The 25,183-nt window shown below is 73.3% G+C and carries 22 protein-coding genes; 18 read left to right on the top strand and 4 right to left on the bottom strand.

Annotated elements, in window-relative coordinates; all coding sequences use genetic code 11:
* Nucleotides 1–213: 213 nt before the first annotated feature.
* From AB4039_RS34400 to AB4039_RS34375, 6 genes are all read left to right on the top strand, one after another.
* Nucleotides 214–1,077, top strand: coding sequence for an SCO6745 family protein (locus tag AB4039_RS34400; RefSeq protein ID WP_266843821.1), 864 nt, complete (start codon nucleotides 214–216; stop codon nucleotides 1,075–1,077).
* A gap of 78 nt (nucleotides 1,078–1,155) precedes the next feature.
* The gene (locus tag AB4039_RS34395; RefSeq protein ID WP_442272604.1) at nucleotides 1,156–3,630 is read left to right on the top strand and encodes a Tex family protein; all 2,475 of its coding nucleotides are present in this window, start codon (nucleotides 1,156–1,158) and stop codon (nucleotides 3,628–3,630) included.
* Between the two features lie 314 nt (nucleotides 3,631–3,944).
* Entirely contained in the window at nucleotides 3,945–4,397 is a 453-nt protein-coding gene (locus AB4039_RS34390) for an ImmA/IrrE family metallo-endopeptidase (protein WP_266843824.1), read from the top strand.
* On the top strand, nucleotides 4,387–5,583 hold the full coding sequence (locus AB4039_RS34385; protein WP_266843826.1) for an MAB_1171c family putative transporter: 1,197 nt from the start codon (nucleotides 4,387–4,389) through the stop codon (nucleotides 5,581–5,583). Before AB4039_RS34390 ends, AB4039_RS34385 begins: the two co-directional genes overlap by 11 nt.
* Nucleotides 5,584–5,590: 7 nt before the next feature.
* On the top strand, nucleotides 5,591–6,370 hold the full coding sequence (locus tag AB4039_RS34380; protein ID WP_266843828.1) for an SDR family NAD(P)-dependent oxidoreductase: 780 nt from the start codon (nucleotides 5,591–5,593) through the stop codon (nucleotides 6,368–6,370).
* Between the two features lie 155 nt (nucleotides 6,371–6,525).
* Entirely contained in the window at nucleotides 6,526–7,968 is a 1,443-nt protein-coding gene (locus AB4039_RS34375) for an amidohydrolase family protein (RefSeq protein ID WP_442272603.1), read from the top strand.
* 26 nt (nucleotides 7,969–7,994) lie between these two features.
* On the opposite strand, the gene AB4039_RS34370 is transcribed toward AB4039_RS34375, so the two are convergent.
* Complete coding sequence (locus AB4039_RS34370) at nucleotides 7,995–9,632, bottom strand: ABC-F family ATP-binding cassette domain-containing protein (RefSeq protein ID WP_266843830.1); 1,638 nt, start codon at nucleotides 9,630–9,632, stop codon at nucleotides 7,995–7,997.
* Between the two features lie 114 nt (nucleotides 9,633–9,746).
* Between AB4039_RS34370 and AB4039_RS34365 the strand changes: the two genes are divergently transcribed.
* Together AB4039_RS34365 and AB4039_RS34360 are read left to right on the top strand one after the other, a co-directional pair.
* Nucleotides 9,747–10,706: a GlxA family transcriptional regulator gene (locus AB4039_RS34365; protein WP_442272602.1), complete on the top strand. Its 960-nt coding sequence runs from the start codon at nucleotides 9,747–9,749 to the stop codon at nucleotides 10,704–10,706.
* Nucleotides 10,707–11,127: 421 nt separating this feature from the next.
* Nucleotides 11,128–11,751 (top strand): DJ-1/PfpI family protein, encoded by a 624-nt coding sequence (locus AB4039_RS34360; RefSeq protein WP_266843832.1) that lies wholly within the window; start codon nucleotides 11,128–11,130, stop codon nucleotides 11,749–11,751.
* Here AB4039_RS34360 and AB4039_RS34355 read toward each other — a convergent pair.
* Complete coding sequence (locus AB4039_RS34355; protein WP_442272601.1) at nucleotides 11,748–12,512, bottom strand: enoyl-CoA hydratase/isomerase family protein; 765 nt, start codon at nucleotides 12,510–12,512, stop codon at nucleotides 11,748–11,750. The two genes, AB4039_RS34360 and AB4039_RS34355, sit on opposite strands and share 4 nt — an antisense overlap.
* Before the next feature lie 281 nt (nucleotides 12,513–12,793).
* On the opposite strand from AB4039_RS34355, the gene AB4039_RS34350 reads away from it, so the two are divergent.
* Nucleotides 12,794–13,324 (top strand): ATP-binding protein, encoded by a 531-nt coding sequence (locus tag AB4039_RS34350; protein WP_266843834.1) that lies wholly within the window; start codon nucleotides 12,794–12,796, stop codon nucleotides 13,322–13,324.
* Nucleotides 13,325–13,398: 74 nt separating this feature from the next.
* On the opposite strand, the gene idi is transcribed toward AB4039_RS34350, so the two are convergent.
* Both idi and AB4039_RS34340 read right to left on the bottom strand, forming a co-directional pair.
* Nucleotides 13,399–13,998: an isopentenyl-diphosphate Delta-isomerase gene (gene idi, locus AB4039_RS34345; RefSeq protein ID WP_266843835.1), complete on the bottom strand. Its 600-nt coding sequence runs from the start codon at nucleotides 13,996–13,998 to the stop codon at nucleotides 13,399–13,401.
* 136 nt (nucleotides 13,999–14,134) lie between these two features.
* Nucleotides 14,135–15,382 carry a bifunctional class I SAM-dependent methyltransferase/N-acetyltransferase gene (locus AB4039_RS34340; protein WP_266844157.1) on the bottom strand — a complete coding sequence of 416 codons (1,248 nt, stop codon included), beginning with the start codon at nucleotides 15,380–15,382 and terminating at the stop codon, nucleotides 14,135–14,137.
* 449 nt (nucleotides 15,383–15,831) lie between these two features.
* On the opposite strand from AB4039_RS34340, the gene AB4039_RS34335 reads away from it, so the two are divergent.
* The 9 genes from AB4039_RS34335 (at nucleotide 15,832) to hpnD (ending at nucleotide 25,112) form a co-directional block, all read left to right on the top strand.
* The gene (locus AB4039_RS34335) at nucleotides 15,832–17,613 is read left to right on the top strand and encodes a DUF5941 domain-containing protein (protein WP_266844158.1); all 1,782 of its coding nucleotides are present in this window, start codon (nucleotides 15,832–15,834) and stop codon (nucleotides 17,611–17,613) included.
* Nucleotides 17,610–18,362 carry a phosphocholine cytidylyltransferase family protein gene (locus AB4039_RS34330; protein WP_266843836.1) on the top strand — a complete coding sequence of 251 codons (753 nt, stop codon included), beginning with the start codon at nucleotides 17,610–17,612 and terminating at the stop codon, nucleotides 18,360–18,362. Before AB4039_RS34335 ends, AB4039_RS34330 begins: the two co-directional genes overlap by 4 nt.
* A complete protein-coding gene (locus AB4039_RS34325) occupies nucleotides 18,350–19,411 on the top strand; it encodes an iron-containing alcohol dehydrogenase family protein (RefSeq protein WP_266843838.1) in 1,062 nt (353 codons plus the stop codon). Before AB4039_RS34330 ends, AB4039_RS34325 begins: the two co-directional genes overlap by 13 nt.
* A complete protein-coding gene (locus tag AB4039_RS34320) occupies nucleotides 19,389–20,168 on the top strand; it encodes a CDP-alcohol phosphatidyltransferase family protein (RefSeq protein WP_266843840.1) in 780 nt (259 codons plus the stop codon). The genes AB4039_RS34325 and AB4039_RS34320 overlap by 23 nt, the downstream gene beginning before the upstream one ends.
* 8 nt (nucleotides 20,169–20,176) lie before the next feature.
* The gene (locus AB4039_RS34315) at nucleotides 20,177–21,049 is read left to right on the top strand and encodes a glycosyltransferase (protein WP_266844160.1); all 873 of its coding nucleotides are present in this window, start codon (nucleotides 20,177–20,179) and stop codon (nucleotides 21,047–21,049) included.
* Between the two features lie 96 nt (nucleotides 21,050–21,145).
* Nucleotides 21,146–22,075, top strand: a complete 930-nt coding sequence (locus tag AB4039_RS34310) for an ABC transporter permease (RefSeq protein ID WP_266843841.1) — start codon at nucleotides 21,146–21,148, stop codon at nucleotides 22,073–22,075.
* Nucleotides 22,068–22,850, top strand: a complete 783-nt coding sequence (locus AB4039_RS34305; protein ID WP_266843843.1) for an ABC transporter ATP-binding protein — start codon at nucleotides 22,068–22,070, stop codon at nucleotides 22,848–22,850. Before AB4039_RS34310 ends, AB4039_RS34305 begins: the two co-directional genes overlap by 8 nt.
* A 370-nt stretch (nucleotides 22,851–23,220) precedes the next feature.
* Nucleotides 23,221–24,144: a squalene synthase HpnC gene (hpnC, locus tag AB4039_RS34300; protein ID WP_266844162.1), complete on the top strand. Its 924-nt coding sequence runs from the start codon at nucleotides 23,221–23,223 to the stop codon at nucleotides 24,142–24,144.
* Nucleotides 24,141–25,112, top strand: coding sequence for a presqualene diphosphate synthase HpnD (gene hpnD / locus AB4039_RS34295; RefSeq protein ID WP_442272600.1), 972 nt, complete (start codon nucleotides 24,141–24,143; stop codon nucleotides 25,110–25,112). Before hpnC ends, hpnD begins: the two co-directional genes overlap by 4 nt.
* The last annotated feature ends 71 nt before the right edge of the window (nucleotides 25,113–25,183 follow it).

Below are 25,183 nucleotides of genomic sequence, written 5' to 3'. Positions count from 1 at the left end.
GTGCCCGGACCCCGGGCCGTGCCGGGGCGGTGCCCGCCCCCCCGGGGTGCCCGGGCGGGTCCGGATGGTGCTCGGGCGGTGCCCGGACCCCGGGCGGTGCGCGCCGGGGGTGGCCGGCCCGGCCGGGGTCGGCGCGGGTCCCGGGGCGGAGTCCCGGGTGGGCGGGGCCCCGGGGGGTACCCCACATACTGAGCAGTCGGTAACCTGCGGCGCATGACGCTTCCTCCGCACGCCGCCCGGCACTGCTGGCACGCCGCGATCAACCCCCTGCACGCCACGATCTACTTCTCGCCCGACCTCGCCACCGAGTTCGCGGCCCTCGGCGTCACCCACCGGGTCGCCGTCAACCTCGCCAGCCGCTCCGCCGCCCTGGGCGCCGTCGGTCCCGGTGCGGTGACCGCGACCTTCTACAACTACCGCCACGACTACGTCTCCGCGCACCTCCCCGCGGTCTGGGACACCATCACCCCGGAGCAGGCCCTCGCCGCCCGGCTGCGCGCCGCCGACACCACCCTGCGCCGCCTCCTCGGCCCCGAGGCCATCGCCTCACCGGAACTCGCGGAAGCCGCAGGCCTCGCGATGCGCGCCACCGAGGGCTGCATCCGCTCCGGCCGCACCCTCTACGCCGCCCACGCCGACCTCCCCGTCCCCGAGGAGCCGCACCTGCGCCTGTGGCACGCCACCACCCTGCTGCGCGAGCACCGGGGCGACGGCCACGTGGCCGCGCTGCTCCTCACCGGCCTCGACCCCGTGGAGGCCCTGGTCAGCCACGCCGCGACCGGCCGCGGCATGACCCCGAAGTGGGACAAGGCCATCCGGGGCTGGGAGCAGGACGACCTCGACGCCGCGGCCGCCCGGCTGCGCGCCCGCGGGGTCCTCGACGCCGACGGCGAGCTCACCGACGAGGGCACCGCCCTGCGCGAGCGGCTGGAGGCCGAGACCGACCGCCTCGACGCGGCCCCGTACGAGCACCTCGGCGCGGACGGCCTCGCCCGGCTGCACGAACTGGGCGGCGGATTCGTCCGCCGGGCCGTCGCCGCGGGCGCCTTCCCGCGCGACCTCACCGGAAAGGCCTGAGGGGCTCCCGCCGTCCGTCCCCGCCACCTGCCACAATTGGCAGCCTTCCACGCAAACGAAGGCAGGCGGGACCGCACAGTGACGATGTCCATCGAAGGCAGGATCGCCGAGGAGCTCGGCGTACGGGAACGGCAGGTCAAGGCCGCCGTCGAGCTGCTCGACGGCGGCTCCACCGTGCCCTTCATCGCTCGCTACCGCAAGGAAGCGACCGAGATGCTCGACGACGCCCAGCTGCGCACCCTGGAGGAGCGGCTGCGCTACCTGCGCGAACTGGAGGACCGCCGCACCGCGATCCTCGACTCCGTGCGCGAGCAGGGCAAGCTCGACGCCGAACTGGAGGCCCGGATCCACGCGGCCGACACCAAGGCCCGGCTGGAGGACATCTATCTGCCCTTCAAGCCCAAGCGCCGCACCAAGGCCCAGATCGCCCGCGAGGCCGGCCTGGAGCCGCTGGCCGAGGGCCTGCTGGCGGACCCCTCCGTCGAACCGGCGCTGGCCGCCGCGGCGTTCGTCGACGCCGGCAAGGGCGTCGCCGACGCGGCAGCCGCCCTGGAGGGCGCCCGCGCCGTCCTCACCGAGAAGTTCGCCGAGGACGCCGACCTGATCGGCGACCTGCGCGAGCGCATGTGGACCCGCGGCCGGCTCGCCGCGAAGGTCCGCGAGGGCCAGGAGGAGGCGGGCGCGAAGTTCGCCGACTACTTCGACTTCGCCGAGCCCTTCACCGCCCTCCCCTCCCACCGGGTCCTCGCCATGCTCCGCGGCGAGAAGGAGGACGTGCTCTCCCTCGACCTGGAGCCCGAGCCGCCGGCCGACGCCCCCGGCCCGTCCACGTACGAGGGCCTGATCGCCCGCCGCTTCGGCGTCGCCGACCGCGGCCGCCCCGGCGACAAGTGGCTGGCCGACACCGTCCGCTGGGCCTGGCGCACCAAGATCCAGGTCCACCTGGGCATCGACCTGCGGACGCGGCTGCGCGCCGCCGCCGAGGACGAGGCCGTACGGGTCTTCGCCGCCAACCTGCGCGACCTGCTGCTCGCCGCGCCGGCCGGCACCCGCGCCACCCTCGGCCTGGACCCGGGCTTCCGCACCGGCGTCAAGGTGGCCGTCGTCGACGCGACCGGCAAGGTCGTGGCCACGGACGTGATCCACCCGCACGTTCCCGCCAACAAGTGGGACGCCTCCCTCGCCACCCTGGCCCGCCTCGCGAAGGAGCACGCGGTCGAGCTGGTCGCCATCGGCAACGGCACGGCCTCCCGCGAGACCGACAAGCTGGCCGGGGACCTCATCGCCCGTCACCCGGAGCTGGGGCTCACCAAGGTGATGGTCTCCGAGGCGGGCGCCTCCGTGTACTCCGCCTCCGCCTTCGCCTCGCAGGAACTCCCCGGCATGGACGTGTCGTTGCGCGGCGCGGTGTCCATCGCCCGCCGCCTCCAGGACCCGCTCGCCGAACTGGTCAAGATCGACCCGAAGTCGATCGGCGTGGGCCAGTACCAGCACGACCTGTCCGAGATGAAGCTGTCCCGCTCCCTCGACGCGGTCGTCGAGGACTGCGTGAACGGCGTCGGCGTGGACGTCAACACCGCCTCCGCGCCGCTGCTCTCGCGCGTGTCGGGCATCAGCGGCACCCTCGCCGAGAACATCGTGGCGCACCGCGACGCCAACGGCCCCTTCCGGAGCCGCCGGGGCCTCAAGGACGTGGCCCGCCTGGGCCCGAAGGCGTACGAGCAGTGCGCGGGCTTCCTGCGCATCCGCGACGGGGACGACCCGCTGGACTCCTCCAGCGTGCACCCCGAGGCCTACCCCGTGGTCCGGGCGATGGGCAAGACGGCGGGCGCCGAGGTGGCCGCCCTGATCGGCAACTCCACCGTGCTGCGGTCCCTGCGGCCGGAGCAGTTCGTCACCGAGGCCTTCGGCCTGCCGACCATCGGCGACATCCTGCGCGAGCTGGAGAAGCCGGGCCGCGACCCGCGCCCCGCCTTCAAGACGGCCACCTTCAAGGAGGGCGTGGAGAAGATCGGCGACCTGGCTCCCGGGATGATCCTGGAAGGGGTGGTCACCAATGTGGCCGCCTTCGGCGCCTTCATCGACATCGGCGTCCACCAGGACGGGCTGGCGCACGTGTCGGCCTTGTCGAAGACCTTCGTCAAGGACCCGCGGGACGTCGTGAAGCCGGGCGACATCGTCCGGGTCAAGGTCATGGACGTGGACATCCCCCGCAAGCGGATCTCGCTCACGCTGCGGCTGGAGGACGAGGCCGAGCGGACGGCGGGCACCCCCCGCCCCCGTGAGGAACGCCAGGAGCGCCGCGGCGGCGGGCGGCCCCCGCAGCAGCGCGGCCAGGGGCAGGGCCAGGGACAGAAGCAGGGGCAGGGGCAGGGTCAGCGGCAGGGTGATGGCCAGGGCCGGCCCGGCCAGGGCGGCCAGGGCGGCCGACAGCAGGGCGGTCAGGGCGGCGGTCAGCGTTCCGGCGCGCCCGCCCCCGCCAACAGCGCCATGGCCGACGCCCTGCGCCGCGCCGGTCTCACCGGCCCCGACGGCCGTGGGGGGCGCTCGTAGGGCCGCGATCGGAAGGAAAGGCTCCGGCAGACCGGCAAGAGTGGCCGAATAGGTACCTCACCGGGGAACGCACCTTGCCAATCGCCGTAGTTGATCTGTAGGCATGGTGGAACGCCCGTTCGTCACCCGCGGACGGGCTTCCGCATTTCCGCCCTCGGGAACCGCCCTCCCGAGGCCGCCCCAAGGCACAGGACGCCATGCCGATGCCCACCCCCCACCCCTATCGACGCTGCCCGAGAAAGGGTCCGAAGAGGGAACACATGCCCCACCGGAACCCCAGCCTGCGCAAACGGTGCGAGACGATTCTCGGTCACATGGACCTGACGCACCCGTTCTCCCTGGACGCCCTGTGCGCACGCATCGCCGAACAGCGCGGCCGCCCGATCCGGCTGCACCCGCTGCCCCCGGAGGCCGCCGAATCCGGCGTCTGCGGACTGTGGGTGGGCACCGAGACGGTGGACTACGTCTTCTACGAGTCGCACACCACCCCCCTGCACCGGGAGCACATCGTGCTCCACGAGCTCGGCCACATCCTCTTCGGCCACCACTCCCTGGAGGGCCAGGAGACCGACGGCCGGGCCCCCGTGGTCCTCGGCCGCACCAACTACACGACCCGCCAGGAACGGGAGGCGGAGATGCTCGCGAGCATGATCCGCATCCGCACCGCGGGCCCCGGCCACCCGCGGACGACCGCCGCTCCCCGGGGAGCCCTGGCCCGCCTGGAATCCGCCATGGGGTACGAGCGGGGCCCGCGCGATGGCAGCTGATCTCGCCGCCCTCGGCGACTGGCTCGCCGTTCCCAGCGTGGTGTGCCTGTGGGCCGCCGTCCTGCTGCGCGCCCCCGGCGCCCTGCGCTCCCCGCAGCAGCGCGGACTGTGGTTCGCGGTCGCCACTGCGGCCGCCGCGATGACCCTGAACCTGCCCGCCGTCGTCACCTACGCCACGAGCCGGGAACCCGGCTACACACACGCCGTCGGCCTCGTCCGCAACCTCATCGGCGTGCTGTCGGCCGGCGCCGTGCTCTACTTCGTCGCCGCCGCCACCCGCGGCCGCAGGCTCCAGCTCGCCGCCTGGGCCGGCACGGCCCTCTGGCTGGGCGTCCTCGTGGCCCTGGACGGCGCCGCGCCCCGCCACGGCACGCACACCATCCCGCCCGCCGGACCGCCCGTACCCTCGCTCGCGTACTGGCTCGTCCTGATCTCCGCCCACCTCATCGCCAACACCGTCTGCGTGTACGTCTGCTGGCGCTACGGCCGGCGCGCCGAGAGCCGGGGCCTGGCGGCCGGGCTGCGGCTGTTCGGGCTGGGCACCGCACTGGCCGGCCTGTTCTGGTTCGCGTACCTGCTCAAGGCCCTGTTCGGCAGCACCTGGGCGATGCCCGCCCTGCCGCTGATGATGAACCTGCACGGCCTGCTGCGCGCCGCCGCGATCGTGGTGCCCACCCTGTTCACGCTGCGCCGCACCACCGCCGACACCGTCATCGCCTGGCGGCTGTGGCCCCTGTGGCGGGAGCTGGTCCAGGCCGTCCCGCACGTCGTCCTCTCCGAGCCCCGGACCGGCCGGGTCCTGGAGCTGCTCTGGCCGCCCGTACCGCGCAACCTGCTGGTCTACCGCAAGGTCATCGAGACCCGCGACGCGATCCTGATCCTCGGGGAGTACGTCCCCGCGGGCCTGCCGGAACGGGCCCGCCGCCACGTCGCCGGGAGCCTGGTCCCCGAACAGCGGCTCACGGCCGCCGCGCTGGCCTGCGTACTGAAGGAGGCGCGACGGGCGAAGCTCGCCGGGGGCTCCGGACAGCCCGGCCGGGCCACCGCCCTGGAACTCCCGGCCGCGATGCAGACCTTCGAGGAGGGCGGCGGGCTGGAGGACGAGGCCAGGTTCCTGGTCGACGTCGCCCGCGCCTACGCCTCCCCCGAGACCACCGCCTTCACCACAGATCCGCACAGGAAGTGACGCACCCTTGAGCACCACCGTTCTGATCACCGGAGCCAGCGCCGGCCTGGGCGCGGCCTTCGCGCGCGGCTTCGCCGCCAAGGGCTGCGACCTCGTCCTCGTCGCCCGCGACAAGACCCGCCTGGAATCCGTGGCCGACGGCCTGCGCCGCGAGTTCGGGGCCGCCTGCGAGGTACTGCCCGCCGACCTGCTGGACCCGGAGCAGTGCGCCACCGTCGCGGGACGGCTCGCCGATCCGGCCCGGCCCGTGGACATGCTGGTCAACAACGCCGGCTTCGGACTGCCCGCACCCTTCCCGTACAACCCGGTCGAGGACGAGGAACGGATGCTGGACCTGCTGGTCAAGGTCCCGCTCCGGCTCACCCACGCCCTGCTGCCCGGCCTGCGCGAGCGCCGCCGGGGCGCCGTGCTCAACATCGCCTCCGTCGCGGGACTCCTCCCGACCGGCACGTACGGGGCGGCGAAGGCCTGGGTCACCGCCTTCAGCGAATCCCTGAGGGTGGACATGGAGCCCTACGGGGTCCGGGTGCTGGCCGTGGTCCCGGGCTTCACCCGCACCGAGTTCCAGGAGCGCGCCGGGATGGACGTCAGCGCCCTGCGCGACGCGGTGTGGCTGGAGCCGGAGGCGGTCGTGGACAAGGCCCTGCGGGACCTGGCCCGCCGCCGGCCGGTCAGCATCACCGGCCGGCACTACCAGGCGTACGCCCTCGCGGCCCGCCACCTCCCGCGCGGGTTCGTGGCCCGCAGGATGCCCCGCAAGCGCAACGCCCCCGCCGACCGGGCCTGAGGGGACGACGCCCTGCGGAAAAATATTTCCACCGACGGCTATCGACACCCCGTTCGCCGGGCATGGTACGTGCAACCTCCCGCCCCCGGCTGACGCCGCGTCACGGCGCTGCCCCGGGCGGGCCTTCCGTCATTCACCCCGGGAGGTACCACTCCATGCAGCCAGCAGCCCCCACCACGCCCCCGGCGCCCGGCCGCCGCACGCTCCTCGCCGGTCTCGGCGTGGCCGCCTCCGCCCCGCTCCTGCTCGGTGCCACCCCGCGTACGACGACCGACCGGGCGCCGGCTCAGGCCGCCACGCCCCACGCCGCCGCCGCGCGCACGGTTCTGCTCCGCGGGGCGGCCCTGGTGCTCACCATGGACCCGGCCGCCGGGACGGGTCCGCTGGGCATGCTGGAGGACGCCGACGTACTGGTCCGGGGCGGTGCCGTCGCCGCCGTCGGCCGGGGCCTGCAGGCTCCGGCGGACGCCCGGATCCGGGACGTGTCGGGGAAGCTGGTGATGCCCGGCTTCGTGGACGCGCACACGCACCTGTGGCAGGCCTCCATCCGGGGCGGCTGTACCGACGGCAACCTGTTCGGCTGGTTCCAGAGGTGTGCCGACGGCCAGCGCGCCAGACTGACCCCCGCCGCCCTGCACAGCTTCGTCCGGCTCGCCGCACTGGACGCCGTGCAGAGCGGGGTGACCACCCTGGTCGACTGGGTGGACATCTTCGCGGACGACCTGGTCGAGAGCTACGTACGGGCCCTGGCGGGCACCGGTGTCCGGTTCACGTACGCGATGTTCCCGCCCAGGCCCGACGGGGAACTGGCCGCCCGGGTGAAGCGGGAACTCGTGGACCCCGTGCCGCTGGGCTCCTTCCAGGTCGCCACCCACGCGGCACGATCCCTCGCCGGCCTCAACCAGGCCCACTGGGAAACCGCCCGGGAGCTGGGCGTCATGCTCAACTCACACGTCCTCGAACGCCCCGAGCAGCGGGCCGACGATCCGCTCGGGGTCCTCGCGGACATCGGCGCACTGGGCCCACGTCTCCTGGTCAACCACGCGATCCACCTCACGGAGGACGAGATCGCCACGCTCGCGGCCCACGACGTGCGGGCCGTCCACTGTCCGCTCAGCAACATGCGCCTGGCCTCGGGCATCATGCCGCTGCCCGGCTTGCGGCGGCGGGGCGTCAAGGTCGCCCTCGGCCTGGACGGCRGCACCGACGACACCTCGGACTTCCACGCCCTGATGAAGACCGCCATCGGCCTCCAGCGGGCCCGCTCCACGGACGCCGGGGTCTTCCCCCAGGTCGAGGACGTCCTGCGCATGGCCACTCTGGGCGGCGCGGAAGCCCTCGGCATCGCCGACCGGGTGGGCTCGCTCACCCCCGGCAAGAGGGCCGACCTCGTCGTCCTCGACCCGGCCGCCCTCAACTTCGCCCCCCGCTTCGACTGGGTCGGCCAGATCGTCTTCAACGGACGCCCCGAGAACGTCGACTCCGTGTTCGTCGACGGCCGTCCACTGAAGCTCGACGGCCGCCTCGTGGACGTCGACACCGCACGCGTGGTCCGCGAGGCCGAAGCCGCCGCCACCCGCATCCGGGCCTCCGTCTGACGGGGGCCGACCCGGCCGCCCGCCGCCTAGAGCTCCGTGACCTTGCCGTCCGCGACCTCCAGGCGGCGGGTCACGTGGACGGCGTCGAGCATGCGGCGGTCGTGGGTGACCAGCAGCAGGGTGCCCTCGTAGGACTCCAGGGCCGACTCCAGCTGCTCGATCGCCGGCAGGTCGAGGTGGTTCGTCGGCTCGTCCAGGACGAGGAGGTTCACCCCGCGGCCCTGGAGCAGCGCCAGCGCCGCCCGGGTCCGCTCGCCGGGGGAGAGGGTGGCCGCCGGGCGCAGCACGTGCGCGGCCTTCAGGCCGAACTTGGCCAGCAGCGTGCGCACTTCCGCCGGCTCGGTCTCCGGGACCGCCGCGCAGAAGGCCTCCAGCAGCGGCTCGTCACCGAGGAACAGCCCGCGGGCCTGGTCCACTTCGCCGACCAGCACCCCCGAACCGAGGGTGGCGGAGCCCGAGTCCGGGGCGAGCCGTGCGAGCAGTACCGCGAGCAGGGTGGACTTGCCGGCGCCGTTGGCCCCGGTGATCGCCACCCGGTCCGCCCAGTCGATCTGCAGGCTCGCCGGGCCGAACGTGAAGTCCCCCCGCTTGACGGCCGCCTCGCGCAGGGTGGCGACGACCGAGCCGGAGCGCGGGGCCGCCGCGATCTCCATGCGCAGCTCCCACTCCTTGCGCGGCTCGTCGACGACCTCCAGGCGCTCGATCGCCCGCTGCGTCTGGCGGGCCTTGGCGGCCTGCTTCTCGCTGGACTCGCCGCGCAGGTTCTTGCCGATCTTGTCGTTGTCGCTCGCCTTGCGGCGGGCGTTGCGCACGCCCTTGTCCATCCAGTTGCGCTGCATCTGGGCCCGGCCCTCCAGGGCGGCCTTCTTGCCCGCGTATTCCTCGAACTCCTCGCGGGCGTGGCCGCGTGCGCGTTCCCGCTCCTCCAGGTAGGACTCGTAGCCGCCGCCGTAGAGGTTGATCTGCTGCTGCGCCAGGTCGAGTTCGAGGACCTTGGTGACCGTCCGGACCAGGAACTCGCGGTCGTGGCTGATCACGACCGTGCCCGCGCGCAGCCCCTTCACGAACTGCTCCAGCCGCTCCAGACCCGCCAGGTCCAGGTCGTTGGTGGGCTCGTCGAGGAGGAAGACGTCGTAGCGGGACAGGAGCAGCGAGGCCAGCCCGGCGCGGGCCGCCTGGCCACCGGACAGGGCGGCCATCGGCAGGTCCAGGCTCACGGCGAGGCCCAGCTCGTCCGCGACCTCCTGGGCCCGCTCGTCGAGGTCGGCGCCGCCCAGGTTCAGCCAGCGGTCCAGGGTGTCCGCGTACGCGTCGTCCGCGCCCGGGGTGCCGTCGACCAGGCCCTGCGTCGCCTCGTCGAGGGCGGCCTGCGCGGCGGCCACGCCGGTACGGCGGGCCAGGAACTCGCGCACCGACTCCCCGGGGCGCCGCTCGGGCTCCTGCGGGAGGTGCCCGACGGCCGCGCCGGGCGGGGAGAGCCGCAGCTCACCGGTCTCCGGGGTGTCCAGCCCGGCGAGCATCCGCAGCAGGGTCGACTTCCCGGCGCCGTTGACACCGACGAGTCCGATGACGTCGCCGGGCGCGACGACGAGGTCGAGGCCGGCGAAGAGCGTGCGCTCACCGTGCGCGGCGGTGAGGTCCTTGGCGACGAGGGTTGCAGTCATGATGCCCCGATCCTATCCGCGCGCCGGGGGCGGGCCCGCCGCCGTGGGGTGATGTCCGGATAGGTGGGATCCCCGTCATTGCGGCCATCACGAGCCGGATCACACCATGGAGACATGTCGTTGCGAAACGTGCTGGTCGTCCTCTACGACGGGGTACAGAGCCTGGACGTCACCGGGCCGGTCGAGGTGTTCGCCGCGGCCGCGCACTGTCCGGGCGGCCGGGGCGGGTACGCGATCCGGACGGTGTCCCCGGGCGGGGCGCCGGTCCGGACCGACAGCGGGCTGACCCTGGTCCCGGACGCGGACCTGGAGGGCGCCCGGCCGGGACCCGGCACCACCCTGCTGGTGCCGGGGGGCCGCTACCGGGGCGACTTCGAGCCTCGGCTCACGGACTGGCTGCGCGCGTACGGGGGACGCGCGGAGCGGCTGGTGTCGGTGTGCACCGGCGGACTGCTGCTGGCCGAGGCCGGGCTGCTCGACGGCCGCCGGGCGACGACGCACTGGTACTCCTGCGAGCAGATGGCGCGGGACTACCCCCGGGTGTCGGTGGAACCGGACCCCATCTACGTACGGGACGGCCCGGTCTCCACCTCCGCCGGGGTCACCGCCGGGATCGACCTGGCGCTGGCGCTGGTGGAGGAGGACCTCGGGCGGGACGTGGCGCTGCTGATCGCCCGCCACCTGGTGGTGTTCCTGCGCCGGCCGGGGAACCAGGCGCAGTTCAGCGCGCAGCTGGCCGCCCAGACGGCGCGCCGGGAGCCGCTGCGGGACGTGCAGCAGTGGATCACCGAGCACCCGGGCGGGGACCTGAGCGTGGAGGCGCTCGCGGCGCGGGCCGCGCTGTCGCCGCGGCACTTCGCGCGGGCCTTCCAGGCGGAGACGGGGGTGACGCCGGGGCGGTACGTGGAGCGGGTGCGGGTGGAGCACGCGCGCAGGCTGCTGGAGGAGGGCGGGGAGGGGGTCGCGCAGGTCGCGCGGGCCTGCGGCTACCGGACCCCGGAGGCGCTCCGCCGCGCCTTCGTCCGCCACCTGGGCCAGCCCCCGACGGAATACCGCCGCCGCTTCGGCCCCTAGTCTCCGCCGGGTGCCGGGTGCCGGGTGCCGGGTGCCGGGTGCCGGGTGCCGGGTGTCGGGTGCCGGTCCGCTGCGCGGAGCGGTTCCCGACCCCGCCCCTTCCCGGAACCGGGGTTCCGCCCCGGACCCCGGAACCATCGCCGGCGCCTCGGCGCGGCAGCCGCCGCGGCCGCCTCCCCAGGGGCGCGGTCGACCGCACCGGCCACCGCGGGCCGTGTCCGACGGCCTCGGCCACCGCGACCTTGATCACCCGGGCGGTCCCCGGCCGCGCGGGTCGTACCCGGCCTGAGGGGCCGGGTCCGTTCATCCTGGCCGTGCCCGCTCACCTCGGGTGCGGCTCCGTCCCCCCGGCGCTGCCCGGGGGGTGGTTCCGGCGGGGGCTTCCCGGCGGGGCCCGATCATCGACCGCTCCGGAGGAGCCATGCAGATCGCCGTACTGCTCTACGACCGATTCACCGCACTCGACGCCATCGGGCCCTTCGACACCCTCGGCCGGCTCCAGGGCGCCGAAACCGTGTTCGTCTCGGAGCGGCCCGGACCCGTACGCACCGACAACGGGTCGCTCGCGCTCGTCGCCGACAAGGCGCTCGACGAGGTCACCCGGCCCGACGTCGTCGTCGTGCCCGGGGGGCCGCACCCCGAGGAGGAGATGAAGAACCCCGCCGTCCTCGACTGGCTGCGCGCCGTGGACGCCACCACCACCTGGACCACGTCCGTCTGCACCGGCTCGCTCCTGCTCGCCGCCGCCGGGCTGCTGGACGGGCGCCGGGCCACCTCGCACTGGCTCTACCTCGACCGGCTGACCCCCTTCGGCGCCCGGCCCACCGGCGAGCGGGTGGTCTTCGACGGGAAGTACGTCACCGCCGCCGGGGTGTCCTCCGGCATCGACATGGGCCTCGGCCTGCTCGGCCGGATCGCCGGTGACGAGTACGCCCAGACCGTGCAGCTGATGTGCGAGTACGACCCGCAGCCGCCCTACGACGCCGGGTCCCCGGACAAGGCCCCGGCCGGGATCGTCGCCAGGCTGCGCGACGCCGCGCGCTAGGAGCTGTGCCCGGCCTGGTCCGCCGACGGCCGGCCGAAGCGCGGTGCGCGCCGCTCCAGGAAGGCTGCGACACCCTCCGCGGTGTCGCCGCTCGCCGCCGCCCGCTCCGCCCAGTACGCGTCCCGGTCGGTGCGGCCGTCCGCGAACTCCTTGGCCGCCGCCTGCGTCAGCCACGAGCGGATGGTGAGGATCCGGGTGAACTCGGCCACCCGCTTGTCCAGTTGCCCGGCCGGCAGCAGCTCGTGCAGGAACCCGGCCCGCAGCGCCTGCTCCGCGCCGATCAACTCCGCCGAGAACAGCAGGTACTTGGCCCAGGCCGGGCCGACCACGGAGGCCAGCCGCCGGGTCGAGGAGGCCGGGTAGACGATCCCCAGCTTCGCCGGGGTCACCCCGAAGGAGGCGCCCTCCTCGGCGAACCGCAGGTCGCACGCGGCCGCCAGCTGGCTGCCGCCGCCCACGCAGAAACCCCGGACCGCCGCCACGGTCGGCTTCGGGAAGGCGGCCAGGGCCTCCTCCGCGGCGACCGACAGGGCCTGCGGATCGTCGTCACCCGTGAGGGAGGAGATGTCGGCGCCGGCGCAGAAGGTCGGACCGTCCCCGGTCAGCACCAGGACCCGGACGTCCGGGTCCGCCGCGAGCCTCGCCAGCAGCTCCGGCAGGGCCCGCCACATCGCGGCGGTCATGGCGTTGCGCTTGGCCGGGTGTGAGATGACGACGGTGGCCACGCCGTCGGCGACGGTGGTGCGGAGGGCTGCGTCCATGCGCCGGATGCTATCCCGGTCGGCCGAACCGCGATCAAGGGGAGTCCGTCCCCGGCTGTGACGGGCGTGCGGCGGGTTCTCGGCCTGGTCAGGGAGGGACGGGGCCACCGGGCCGGGCGCGGTGGACGGGGTGCGGGAGACGGCTGCGCAGGACTCCGCGCCGGATCAAGAACGGTCGAACAACTGACTCTGTCATACGCCACCGGTCAAAAAGTGTCCGATAGGCGCTGAGTTCTGGTCAGCGACGAGGTCCGGACCAGCCGCGTCCCCACTCTTGGCACGTGGAGACGATCGAGCGCGAAGACGGGGGCCGGAAGATGAACGACAGCGGGAGCGTCCCGCCAGCCGGGGAGGGGGAGGCGCCGGCTCCGGCGGACCCCCTCGCGTACGAGGGGGTGTGGCGCTTCACCGCGCCGGCGGTAGAAGAATCCGTTCCGCAGGCCCGCCGTGCGGTCCGCGACCTGCTCGGCCGCCAGGGGGTGCCGGCCCCGCAGGACCTGGTGTACTCCCTGCTGCTGATCGTCTCCGAACTGGTGACGAACTCGGTCCGGCACGCGGCCCTGCTCTCCCCGGAGGTCGCCGTCGAGGTGGCGGTGGGCCGGGAATGGGTACGGGTGGCCGTCGAGGACAACCACCCGTACCGGCCCAAGGCCCTGGAGGCCGACTTCGGCCAGACCGGCGGCCGGGGCCTCCTGCTGGTCCGCGAGGTCACGCGGGAGGCCGGCGGGGTCTGTGACGTCGAGCACACCTCGTCCGGGGGCAAGGTGATCTGGGCCGCCCTGCCGCTCACCGCGCCGGCCCCCGAGCTCTGAGCGGGCACGCCCTGAACGAGCACGCCCCGAAAGAACCGGAGCCGGTGCGGGAGCCCGGCCGGAGGGAGCCGCGGCTACCAGCCCGCCGCGTCGCCCGTCAGCTCGCGGATCGCGGGCCGGGCCGCGTCCAGGACCGTCATGAACCAGGCCGAGAACGGCACCTCGGCATGCCGCTTCACCAGCTCCTCGGCCGTGACGAAGGCCGTGTCGCCGACCTCCTCCGGATCCGGATCCGGCGCCGCCTGTGCGAGTCCCACGAACAGGTGGTTGTACTCCTGCTCGACCAGCCCGGACGCGGGGTCCGGGTGGTTGTAGCGCACCGTCCCCGCCTCGGCGAGCAGCGAGGGCGACAGCCCCAGCTCCTCGTGGGTCCGCCGGGCCGCCGCCGCGAACGGGGACTCGCCGGGGTAGGGGTGGCCGCAACAGGTGTTCGACCAGACGCCGGGGGAGTGGTACTTCCCGAGGGCGCGCTGCTGGAGCAGCAGCCGGCCCCGCTCGTCGAAGAGGAACACGGAGAACGCCCGGTGCAGCAGGCCGGGCGCCTGATGGGCGGAGAGCTTCTCCGCCGTGCCGATGGTGTTGCCGGACTCGTCGACCAGTTCGAGCATGATCGATTCCTGAGTTCCGGTGCCGGCGGACGCGCTGTTGGCGTCGGTGGCTGGTGTGGTCGGCATACCCATCCTTCGCTTCGGACTCCGGCCTTCAGTCTGCCGTACAAAAGAGTCTTGTCCCCACTTCGGAGATCAGCGCATGTCCGCCCCCCGCCGCGTGCTAGGCACGCGGCGGGGGGCGGACAGGTGAGCCGTGCCGTCAGATCCCGAACGGGGCCGGGTAGCCGATGGTTCCCTTCGGCACCGGGACGGAAGCGTCGAGGACCAGCGCCATCATCGCTTCGTCGGGCACCTCGAAGGGGGCCCGGATCCCGAAGAGCGAGGCCGGCACGAACCCGAAGCGCGCGTAGTACGCGGGGCGCCCGAGGACCAGGACCAGCGACTCTCCCCGCGCCCGGGCCGCCGCGAGCAGGGCCCGGACGACCGCGCTGCCGGCGCCCGACCGCTGCGCCGGGGGATCGGTGGCCACCGGCGCGAGCGCCAGCGCCGGTACGCCGTCCACCGTGCACCGGGTCAGCAGCGCGTGCGCCGCCACCGAGCCGTCGGGACGCCCGGCCACGTAGGAGAGACCCGGCAGCCAGGCGGCGTCGGCGCGCAGCGCGTCCACGAGATCAGCCTCCAGCGGGGTGTCGAAGGCCGCCAGGTTGACGGCCCGCACGGCCGCCGCCTGCGCCGCGGTCTCCGGCCGGGCCGGCCAGCGGTCCCCGTCCCCCGCGGTCACCGGGGTCAGGACGTAGCCCCGGTAGCCGTACTCGTGACCGTGCCGCTCCCGTACGGCGATCTCCTCGCGCGTGGCGGCCACCGCGGCCCCGGCCGCCGGGGTCGAGGCCCGCGCCGTCCGGGCCCGGACGGCGAGCGGACCGTAGTACTCGGCCCAGTCGGAGTCCGGCTGCAGGTGGGTCCCCAGCACCCGGTACCCGGCCGCCTGGGCGGCGGCGGTGTTGCGGGCGGCGGACCGCAGCGCGCACCGCGGGTCCCAGAAGGCCCGCGCTCCGGCGGAAGGCTCCTCGGCGGTCCACTCGCACTCGGTCAGCACCAGGGTGCCGCCGGGTGCCAGCAGCCGCTTCCACTCGGCGAGCGCCCGGTCGAAGCCGATGCAGTAGGCGGAGCCCTCGGCCCACACGAGGTCGAAGGAGCCGTCCCCGTACGGGAGCGCGCCCATGTCCGCCCGGACCGCCTCGACACGGCCGCCGAGGCCGCGGGCCTCCGCGGCGGCGCGCAGTTCGGCGAGGAAGGGTTCGTGGAGGTCGACGGCGGTCACCTCGGCGAAACCGGCCCCGGCCGGCCCGCCCGCCTCGGCGGCGAGCAGCAGCGCGCTGCGGCCGGGACCGCAGCCCAGGTCCAGGACGCGCGGCCGCTCCGGCAGCGGTCCGCACAGGGACAGCAGGTGACGGGTGGTCGCGTCGGAGCCGGGGGACTGCCGGGGCAGGCCGTGGTGCAGCTCCATGAAGGCCGCGAGGAAGGCCCCGTCGGGAGCGGAGGCGGCGGAGGGGGCGGAGGGGGAGCCGGTGGCGGCGGTGCTGTCGCAGGTGTGCTTGTGGTCGGTGTGGTCGGTCAACGTGAGCCCTTGGACAGGGGGCTCCGGCCGACGGGACCGAACGGTGTGCTCAGGCCCGGCCGGAAGCCCGGAGGGAGGAAACGGGGACGTACCGGAGTTCGCCGCGCTCGGCAGCGACCACTGCGACGGTCATCGATCCACCTCTTTCCTCGTTCCGGGACGTGCTCACGGGATTCGTGCACGCCGCCGACCACCCTAACATCCGAGGCCAAAGCCCCCTGATGGGGCCCGAAAGGCTGATGAATACGGCGTTCCATTCATCCGATAGCCTCTGCCGACGTGCCGCGCCGCCCCGCAGGGCGCCCCGTCGAGAAGTTCGCTGCAAGGAGTGAGTTCGTCTGTCGACCGTCATCCTCACCGGCCTGCCGGTCCCCGGATCACCGCTTGAAGACGAGCTCCGGTCGCTCGGGTTCGACGTCCGCCCGGTCACCGGTCCCGAAGGCACCGCCGCCGCGCTGGCCGACGTACCGGCCGACCAGCGGGTGGCCGTCGTCGACAGCGCCTTCGTCGGGCACCCGCACGCGCTGCGCCTCGCGCTGACCGACCCGCGCTTCGACGCCTGCGCCGTGACCGGCGCCTTCGCCGTGCAGCCCGGGGCCCGCGCCGCCCTCGACCGGGCCGCGGCCCTCGCACCCGCGGGCGGCGGACCCTACGCCGACCGGCTCGCCGCCGCCGTCGAGGCCGACGGGACCACCGTCCAGCGGCCCGAGCTCGGCACCCTGGTCGCCGCCGTCCCCGGCACCGACGCGGAGCGCGCCGAGGCCGTCGCCGCCGTCGCCGCCGTGGACGACGAAGCCGTACGGCTGCGCACCGCGGTGAAGTCCCGCGACGGCTTCTTCACGACCTTCTGCATCAGCCCGTACTCGCGCTACATCGCCCGCTGGTGCGCGCGCCGCGGTCTCACCCCGAACCAGGTCACCACGGCCTCGCTGGTCACTGCCCTGATCGCGGCGGGCTGCGCGGCCACCGGCGACCGCTGGGGCTACGTCGTGGCCGGCGTCCTGCTGCTCGTCTCCTTCGTCCTGGACTGCACCGACGGGCAGCTCGCCCGCTACTCGCTCCAGTACTCGACGATGGGCGCCTGGCTCGACGCGACCTTCGACCGCGCGAAGGAGTACTCCTTCTACGCGGGCCTCGCGCTCGGCTCCGCCAGGAACGGCGACGACGTGTGGGCCCTCGCGCTCGGCGCGATGATCCTCATGACCTGCCGGCACGTCGTCGACTTCGCCTTCAACGAGGCCAACCACGACGCCACCGCCAACACCAGTCCGACGGCCGCCCTGTCCGGCCGGCTCGACAGCGTCGGCTGGACGGTCTGGGTCCGCAGGATGATCATCCTGCCGATCGGTGAGCGCTGGGCCATGATCGCGGTCCTGACCGCCTTCACCACCCCCCGCATCGTCTTCTACGCCCTGCTGGTCGGCTGCGCCTTCGGCGCCCTCTACACCACCGCCGGCCGGGTCCTGCGCTCCCTGACCCGCAAGGCCCGGCGCACGGACCGGGCCGCCCGGGCGCTCCTGGACCTCACCGACTCGGGGCCGCTCGCCGAGCTGATCGCCAAGGTCGCCTCCCACCCCGCCCGCTCGCTGCGCCTGCCCTTCGCCGTGCTCGGCGCGGTCGTCGTGGTCGGCGTCGCCTGGTACGAGCCCTTCGGCTCGATGACGGTCGTCTACGCCGCCCTGCTCTACGCGGTGGTCAGCGGCGACGCCGTCGGCGCCCCGCTGCGCGGCGCGCTGGACTGGCTGCTGCCGCCGCTGTTCCGGGCCGCCGAATACACCACCGTCCTGGTCCTCGCCGTCAAGGCGGACGTCCCCGGGGCGCTCCCGGCGGCATTCGGCCTGATCGCGGCGGTCGCCTACCATCACTACGACACGGTCTACCGCATCCGCGGTGGCACCGGCGCGCCCCCGCACTGGCTGGTGCGGACGATCGGCGGGCACGAGGGCCGGGTGCTGCTCACCGCGGTGCTGGCCGCCGTCCTGGCGTCGCGCGCAGCGGACTTCCCCGTCGCGCTCACGGTCACGGCCGTGTTCGTGGCTCTGGTGGTGCTCGTGGAGAGCATCCGCTTCTGGGTCTCCGCCGGAGCACCCGCCGTACATGACGAAGGAGAACCAGCATGATCGGCCTTGTACTCGCTGCCGGTGCCGGACGCCGCCTGCGTCCCTACACCGACACCCTGCCCAAGGCCCTCGTGCCGGTCGGCCCGGAGGGGCAGGAGGAGAGCCTGACGGTCCTCGACCTCACCCTGGGCAACTTCGCCGAGGTCGGCCTCACCGAGGTCGCCATCGTCGTCGGCTACCGCAAGGAGGCCGTCTACGAGCGTCGCGAGGCGCTGGAGGCCAAGTACGGCGTCAAGATCACGCTGATCGACAACGACAAGGCCGAGGAGTGGAACAACGCCTACTCCCTGTGGTGCGCGCGTGACGTCCTGAAGCAGGGCGTGATCCTCGCCAACGGCGACACCGTCCACCCGGTCTCCGTCGAGAAGACCCTCCTCGCCGCCCGCGGCAACGGCCAGAAGATCATCCTGGCCCTCGACACGGTCAAGAACCTGGCCGACGAGGAGATGAAGGTCGTCACCGCCGACGGTCAGGGCGTGCGCAAGATCACCAAGCTGATGGACCCGGCCGACGCGACGGGCGAGTACATCGGCGTCACCCTGATCGAGCCCGAGGCCGCCGAGCAGCTCGCCGAGGCGCTGAAGACCACCTTCGAGCGGGACCCCGACCTCTACTACGAGGACGGCTACCAGCAGCTCGTCAACGACGGCTTCACCATCGACGTCGCGCCCATCGGGGACGTCGCGTGGGTCGAGATCGACAACCACGACGACCTCGCCAAGGGCCGGACGATCGCATGCCGGTACTGACGCGGCTGATCCCCTCGCCCGTTGTCGTCGACATCAGCCGAGGGGCCATGGACGACCTGGCCGGCCTCCTGGCCGACCAGCGCATCTCCGCGTCCGGCAAGCTCGCCATGGCGATCAGCGGGGGCTCCGGTCAGGCGCTGCGCGCCAAACTGGAGCCCGTCCTGCCGCACGCCGACTGGTACCCGGTCGTCGACGGCACCATCGACTCCGCGGTCAAGCTGGCCGACGACATAAAGGGCCGCCGCTACGACGCCGTCGTGGGCCTGGGCGGCGGCAAGATCATCGACGTGGCGAAGTACGCCGCGGCGCGGGTCGGCCTGCCCATGGTGGCCGTCGCCACGAACCTGTCGCACGACGGGATCTGCTCCCCGGTGTCCATCCTGGACAACGACAACGGGCGGGGCTCCTACGGCGTGCCCACGCCGATCGCCATGGTGATCGACCTCGACGTGATCAAGGAAGCTCCGGTGCGGTTCATCCGCGCGGGCATCGGCGACGCGATCTCCAACATCTCGGCCATCGCCGACTGGGAGCTCTCGCACGCGATCACCGGCGAGGCCGTCGACGGCCTGGCCGCCGCCATGGCCCGCACGGCGGGCGAGTCGGTCCTGCGCCACCCCGGCGGATGCGGGGACGACGAGTTCCTCACCGTGCTCTCCGAGGGCCTCGTGCTCTCCGGCATCGCCATGTCGATCAGCGGCGACACCCGGCCCTCGTCCGGCGCCTGCCACGAGATCAGCCACGCCTTCGACCTGCTCTACCCGGGACGCTCCGCCCTCCACGGCGAGCAGGTCGGCATCGGCGCCGCCTTCGCCATGCACCTGCGCGGCGCCGCCGAGCAGTCCGGGCTGTTCGCCGAGGTCCTGCGCCGCCACGGGCTGCCCGTGCTGCCCGAGGAGATCGGGTTCAGCGTGGACGAGTTCGTCGCGGCCGTCGACTACGCCCCCCAGACCCGCCCGGGACGCTTCACCATCCTGGAGCACCTCAACCTGTCCGCAGCCGAGATCAGGGACGCTTACGCCGACTATGCCCAGACCATCCGTAGCTGAACTCCGGCCCGTCGTTCATCCGCCGGGCGTCAAGGACCGGCGCAGTGGCGAGCACTGGGGCGGCCGCCTGTACATGCGCGAGATCTCCCTGCGCATCACCCGTCTCCTGGTCACCACCAAGGTCACGCCCAACCAGCTGACCTACGTGATGACCCTCGCCGGCGTCCTCGCCGCGCCCGCCCTCCTGGTGCCGGGCATCTGGGGCGCCGTCCTCGGCGTGGTCATGGTCCAGCTGTACCTGCTGCTCGACTGCGTCGACGGCGAGGTCGCCCGCTGGAAGAAGCAGTACTCGCTCGCCGGGGTCTACCTGGACCGGGTCGGCGCCTACCTGTGCGACGCGGCCGTCCTGGTCGGCTTCGGCCTGCGCGCCAGCGACCTGTGGGGCGGCGGGCGCATCGACTGGCTGTGGGCCTTCCTGGGCACCCTCGCGGCGCTCGGCGCGATCCTGATCAAGGCCGAGACCGACCTGGTCGGCGTCGCCCGCCACCAGACGGGCAAGGAGCCGGTCAAGGAGGCTGCCTCCGAGCCCCGCTCCTCCGGCATGGCCCTGGCCCGCCGGGCCGCCTCCGCGCTGAAGTTCCACCGCCTGGTGCTGGGCATCGAGGCCTCCCTGCTCATCCTGGTGCTGGCCGTCCTGGACCAGGTCCGCGGCGACCTGTTCTTCTCCCGGCTCGGCGTGGCCGTCCTGGCCGGCATCGCGCTGCTCCAGACCGTGCTGCACCTGGTGTCGATCCTGGCCTCCAGCAGGCTCAAGTGACCGCGCCGATGCGGCTGGGCGCCGTGATCATCACCATGGGCAACCGCCCCGACGAGCTCAAGGCGCTGCTGGAGTCGGTGGCCCGCCAGGACGGCGACCCCGTCGAGGTGGTCGTCGTCGGCCAGGGCGTGCCGGTCACCGGTCTGCCCGAGGGCGTGCGCACCGTCGAGCTGCCCGAGAACCTGGGCATCCCGGCCGGCCGCAACGTCGGCATCGAGGCCTTCGGCCCCGGCGGCGCCGACGTGGACGTCCTGCTCTTCCTCGACGACGACGGGCTGCTGGAGCGGACCGACACCGCCGAGCTGTGCCGGCAGGCCTTCGCCGAGGACCCGGAGCTGGGGATCGTCAGCTTCCGCATCGCCGACCCGGAGACCGGCGCCACCCAGCGCCGTCACGTGCCCCGGCTGCGCGCCTCGGACCCGATGCGCTCCTCCCGCGTGACCACCTTCCTGGGCGGCGCCAACGCCGTCCGCACGACGGTGTTCCAGCAGGTCGGAACCCTGCCCGGGGAGTTCTTCTACGCGCACGAGGAGACCGACCTGGCCTGGCGGGCACTCGACGCCGGATGGCTGATCGACTACCGGGCGGACATGGTGCTGCTGCACCCGGCCACCGCCCCGTCCCGGCACGCGGTCTACCACCGTATGGTGGCCCGTAACCGGGTGTGGCTCGCCCGCCGCAACCTGCCCGCCCCGCTGGTCCCGGTCTACCTGGGCGTCTGGCTCGCCCTGACGCTCGTGCGCAGGCCCTCGGCACCGGCGCTCAAGGCCTGGTTCGGCGGGTTCAAGGAGGGCTGGACCACACCCTGCGGTCCCCGGCGCCCCATGAGGTGGCGTACGGTCTGGAAGCTGACCCGGCTGGGTCGACCGCCTGTCATCTGACAAGCTCACGTCTGGGAGCATGGGCCCCATCACGGGTCCGGCGCTCCAGCCCCGACGCCCCTCCTGCCGCATCTTGAAGACGGAAAGTTTCAACTTGTGAGTGACACAACCCACGACGGCGCCCTCGCCACGAGCAAGCCGCCGTCCGACGACGCGGGCCTGAGCCCCGCCGAGCTCGCCAGGAAGTACGGCCTGTCGGTCAGTGGTGCTCGGCCCAGCCTGGGCGGATACGTGCGGCAGCTCTGGGGCCGGCGCCACTTCATCATGGCCTTCTCGCGGGCCAAGCTGGTGGCGCAGTACAGCCAGGCGAAGCTCGGCCAGATCTGGCAGGTGGCGACCCCCCTGCTCAACGCGCTCGTCTACTACCTGATCTTCGGCCTCATCCTGAACGCGGGCCGGGGAATGGAGAAGGGGGTGTACATCCCCTTCCTGGTGATGGGCATCTTCGTCTTCACCTTCACCCAGAACTCGCTGATGGCGGGCGTCCGGGCGATCCCCACCAACCTCGGCCTGGTGCGCGCGCTGCACTTCCCGCGCGCCTCACTGCCGATCTCCTTCTCCATGCAGCAGCTCCAGCAGCTGCTGTACTCGATGATCGTCGTGGTCATCGTCGCGGTCGCCTTCGGGAACTACCCGCAGCTGTCCTGGCTGCTCGTCGTCCCGACGCTGGCCCTGCAGTTCGTCTTCAACACCGGCCTCGCGCTGGTCTTCGCGCGGATGGGGTCCAAGACCCCCGACCTCGCGCAGCTGATGCCCTTCCTCACCCGCACGTGGATGTACGCCTCGGGCGTGATGTTCTCGATCGGCACGATGCTGAAGGACAAGCCGGCCTGGATCGCGGACGTCCTCCAGTGGAACCCCGCGGCGATCTACATGGACCTCGTCCGCTTCTCCCTGATCGAGGACTACGGCGCGTCCAACCTGCCGCCCCACGTCTGGCTCTTCGCGGTCGGCTGGGCCGTCCTCATCGGCGCCGGCGGCTTCGTGTACTTCTGGAAGGCTGAGGAGCGTTACGGCCGTGGCTGAGATCACCCGGGGCCTCGTGCCCACCGTCATCGCCGACGAGGTGCACATCGTGTACCGCGTCAACACCGGAAGCTCCGGCAAGGGCAGCGCCACCGCGGCGCTGAGCAAGATACTCCGCCGCGGCAAGGGCGACTCCCCGGGCGTCCGCCGGGTCCACGCCGTGCGCGGGGTCTCCTTCACGGCGTACCGCGGCGAGGCCATCGGCGTCATCGGCTCCAACGGCTCCGGCAAGTCCACCCTGCTGCGCGCCATCGCGGGCCTGCTGCCCTGCGAGTCCGGCAAGGTCTACACCGACGGCCAGCCCTCGCTGCTRGGCGTGAACGCCGCCCTGATGAACGACCTCACGGGCGAGCGCAACGTGGTCCTCGGCGGTCTCGCGATGGGCATGACCCGCGAGCAGATCAAGGAGCGCTACGAGGACATCGTCGACTTCTCGGGGATCAACGAGAAGGGGGACTTCATCTCCCTTCCCATGCGCACCTACTCCTCGGGCATGGCGGCGCGCCTGCGCTTCTCGATCGCGGCYGCCAAGGACCACGACGTCCTGATGATCGACGAGGCCCTCGCCACCGGTGACCGCAAGTTCCAGGTCCGTTCCGAGGCGCGCATCCGCGAACTGCGGGAGAAGGCCGGCACGGTCTTCCTGGTGAGCCACAACAACAACTCCATCCGCGACACCTGCAGCCGGGTGTTGTGGCTGGAGAAGGGCGAACTCCTGATGGACGGGCCCACCGAGGAAGTCGTCTCCGCGTACGAGAAGGCCACCAGCCACTGACCGGACGTTCCGGCCCGCCGGATCCGGCCGTCGCAGGCCCCCGTCGCTCCGCGCGCCGGGGGCCTCGCCGTGCGGCGGGATCCGGCCCGGGACCGACATTCCGGGGCGCCGTGAACACCCGATAGGCCCCCGCGGGGTTGTACAGCGTAAGCTGGACCAGTTCTCAATCGCGCCAAGAGGGGACGATTCCCCACAACCGGTTCTCCCCGGATACTCCCGGGTAAACTTCGGCGGCGTGTCCGAAATGGGATGACTTGGGTCGGCAGTGTAGAACGGGAGACGTGACGGCAATGGCTACGGGAATTCTGCGGTCCCCAGGCGCAGTGGCCGTCCCCGCCGCGGGCGGCGGGCGGTGACCGCCGGGCCCGGCATCCGGCCCGGCGCCTTCGACGCCGTCCTCGACCCGCACGCCCGCGCCACCCTCGCCAAGGCCGCGGCGGAGAACTTCCCCGTCGCCCCCGCCTTCCTGCCCCGCGCCTGGCGCGAGGGCCTGACGGCGGTCTACGGCTACGCCCGCCTCGTCGACGACATCGGCGACGGCGACCTCGCCCCCGGCGGCCGTGACGCCGTGCTCCTGGGACTCGACCCGGCCGCGGTGGACGACCGCCCCGCCATGCTCGACGCCTTCGAGGCCGACCTGCTGCGCGTCTTCGGCTCCGCCGACGGCCCGCCCCGCCACCCCCTGCTGCTGGCCCTGCGCCCCGTCGTGCGCGACCACGGCCTCACCCCCGAGCCCTTCCTCGGGCTCATCGAAGCCAACCGCCAGGACCAGCACGTCACGCGGTACGCGACGTACGCGGACCTCCTCGCCTACTGCGAGCTCTCCGCCAACCCCGTGGGCCGCCTCGTGCTCGCCCTGACCGGTACCGCCACCCCCGAGCGGATCCGCCGCTCCGACGCCGTCTGCACCGCCCTGCAGATCGCCGAACACCTCCAGGACGTCGCCGAGGACCTCGGCAGCGACCGGATCTATCTCCCCGCGCAGGACATGCGCCGCTTCCACGTCACCGAGAACGACCTGCGGGCCCCGTCCGCCGGAGCGTCCGTACGCTCCCTGGTCGCATTCGAAACTGAACGCGCACGCGAACTCCTGAATGAAGGCACCCCCCTCGTGGGTAGCGTGCACGGCAGGCTACGGCTGTTGCTCGCGGGGTTCGTGGGAGGAGGGCGCGCCGCCCTGCGGGCGATTTCGGCCGCAGGCTTCGATGTGCTCCCCGGCCCGCCCAAGCCCACCCGGAGCCTCCTGCTCCGCGAGGTGGCCGCCGTCCTGCGCACAGCGCCGAGAAAGGGGTGAGCCCGAACGTGGAGGGCCCCACACACGCGTCCGTTCCGTCCGCTCCGGTCGTCGCGGCCTACAGCTACTGCGAGGCCGTCACCGGAACGCAGGCGCGCAACTTCGCGTACGGCATCCGGCTGCTGCCCACCGACAAGCGGCACGCGATGTCGGCGCTGTACGCCTTCTCGCGGCGCGTCGACGACATCGGCGACGGCACGCTCCCGCCCGAGGCCAAGCTCGTACGGCTGGAGGAGACGCGCGCACTGCTGGGCCGGATCCGGGCCGAGGAGGTCGACGAGGACGACACCGACCCGGTCGCCGTCGCCCTCGCCCACGCCGCGCGGCGCTTCCCCATCCCCCTCGGCGGCCTCGACGAACTCATCGACGGGGTCCTGATGGACGTCCGCGGCGAGGAGTACGAGACCTGGGACGACCTCAAGGCCTACTGCCGCTGCGTGGCCGGGGCCATCGGACGGCTCTCCCTCGGCGTCTTCGGCACCGTGCACACCGGCGGTCTCGGCGCGTCCGAAGCGGCCCGCGCCGACGAGTACGCCGACACCCTGGGCCTGGCCCTGCAACTCACCAACATCCTGCGGGACGTTCGCGAGGACGCGGCCAACGGCCGCACCTACCTCCCCGCCGAGGACCTCGCCAAGTTCGGCTGCTCCGAAGGCTTCCACGGCGACCGGGCCCCGGCCGGAGCGGACTTCGCCGGCCTCGTCCACCACGAAGTGCGGCGCGCGCGGGCCCTGTTCGTCGAGGGCTACCGGCTGCTGCCGATGCTCGACCGGCGCAGCGGCGCCTGCGTGGCCGCGATGGCCGGCATCTACCGCCGCCTCCTGGACCGCATCGAGCGCGAGCCCGAGGCCGTGCTGCGCGGGCGCGTCTCGCTGCCGACCCACGAGAAGGCGTACGTCGCCGTGCGCGGCCTCTCGGGCCTCGACGCCCGCACCATCTCCCGCCAGAGCACGCGCAGGCGCGTCTGATGCGGCGCACGAGGACCCCCGCCCCGGCCACGGCCGCCCCCCGGCCCCGGGCCGCCCGCACGGCCGGCGAC

Origin of the sequence: Streptomyces sp. M-16, assembly GCF_052114405.1 — a bacterium.
Lineage (GTDB): Bacteria > Actinomycetota > Actinomycetes > Streptomycetales > Streptomycetaceae > Streptomyces.
Note: the sequence above shows the minus strand (reverse complement) of the source record. Positions and strands in the feature narration are given on the sequence as shown.